3 protein-coding genes are annotated in these 1,126 nt (G+C 37.5%); all 3 read right to left on the bottom strand.

Annotation, left to right across the window (positions count from 1 at the left end):
• Positions 1–31 precede the first annotated feature (31 nt).
• From nusG to rpmG, 3 genes are read right to left on the bottom strand one after another with little or no spacing between them, the layout of a single operon-like run.
• Positions 32–565 (bottom strand): transcription termination/antitermination protein NusG, encoded by a 534-nt coding sequence (nusG, locus tag ACPLVF_RS12020; RefSeq protein ID WP_424908061.1) that lies wholly within the window; start codon positions 563–565, stop codon positions 32–34.
• Positions 566–581: 16 nt separating this feature from the next.
• Entirely contained in the window at positions 582–788 is a 207-nt protein-coding gene (gene secE / locus ACPLVF_RS12015; protein ID WP_424908060.1) for a preprotein translocase subunit SecE, read from the bottom strand.
• Between the two features lie 24 nt (positions 789–812).
• Positions 813–962: a 50S ribosomal protein L33 gene (gene rpmG, locus ACPLVF_RS12010; RefSeq protein WP_424908059.1), complete on the bottom strand. Its 150-nt coding sequence runs from the start codon at positions 960–962 to the stop codon at positions 813–815.
• Positions 963–1,126: the final 164 nt, after the last annotated feature.

Here is a 1,126-nt window from a genome sequence, read left to right as displayed (position 1 = left end):
TTTGTTTGACGCTACCCACTAAAACAATTTTTTATATTTTTTCAACCTGGTTATATTCCAGTTCTATAGGTGTTTCCCGTCCAAATATGGATATTAGAACCTTAATCTTCTGTTTATCATGGTTTACTTCTACTACTTTACCTACCAATCCTTCGAACGGACCGGAAATCACCTTTACATTCTGGTTAATCGCCAGGTCAATTTTTGGCTTAGGTTCTTCTATTCCCATCTGTTTTAATATTGCTTTTACCTCTGATTCCTGAAGGGGAATGGGCTTGTTCCCTGTTCCTACAAACCCGGTTACTCCTGGAGTATTTCTCACCACATACCACGAATCATCGGTTACAATCATTTCCACAAGAACGTATCCCGGAAATATCTTCCTTTGAACTACTTTCTTTTTACCATTTCTCAATTCTACACTTTCTTCTACGGGAACCAGTACCCTGAAAATTTTATCCTGCATTCCCATAGATTCCACGCGCTTTTCTAAGTTCGCCTTTACCTTGTTTTCATACCCAGAATAGGTATGGATAACATACCATTTTTTAGATGCATTTTCCAAGGGGAATTACCCCTCCTTATCGGAGAATTAACTCTAAAATCTTTACCAGGATGCTGTCCACTATCCAGATAAAGGCTCCCACCAGCGCAACAGAAACAATAACAACTAATGTGGAAGAAATAAGCTCTTGTTTTGTCGGCCACGTAACTTTCTTTAATTCCGACCTAACCTCTTTAAAAAATCTCCCGCTTCTCTTCAAGAAGCCTTCTCCGCCGGCTGCCATTAAGTAAAATCCCCCTCATTTAATTTACTTTGTTTCTCTATGCAGGGTATGCTTTCCGCAGTATTTGCAGTACTTTCTTAATTCTAAACGGTCAGGATCATTCTTTTTATTTTTCTCTGTATGGTAATTTCTATGCTTGCATTCTGTGCACTCTAAGGTAATGTTGATCCGCATTCGGCCACCTCCTAACAAGTACGCATCGTATAAAAATCCTATTCTACAACAGTCACTTATAAAAATTTATCATAATTCATTGACTATGTCAATAAAAAGCATAAAAATAAAGGGGATTATCAAAATCCCCTTTATCTCTTCTTTTCGCTCTTATTCTATAATTT

Source organism: Thermovenabulum sp. (assembly GCF_049701175.1).
GTDB lineage: Bacteria > Bacillota > Thermosediminibacteria > Thermosediminibacterales > Thermosediminibacteraceae > Thermovenabulum.
Note: the sequence above shows the minus strand (reverse complement) of the source record. Positions and strands in the feature narration are given on the sequence as shown.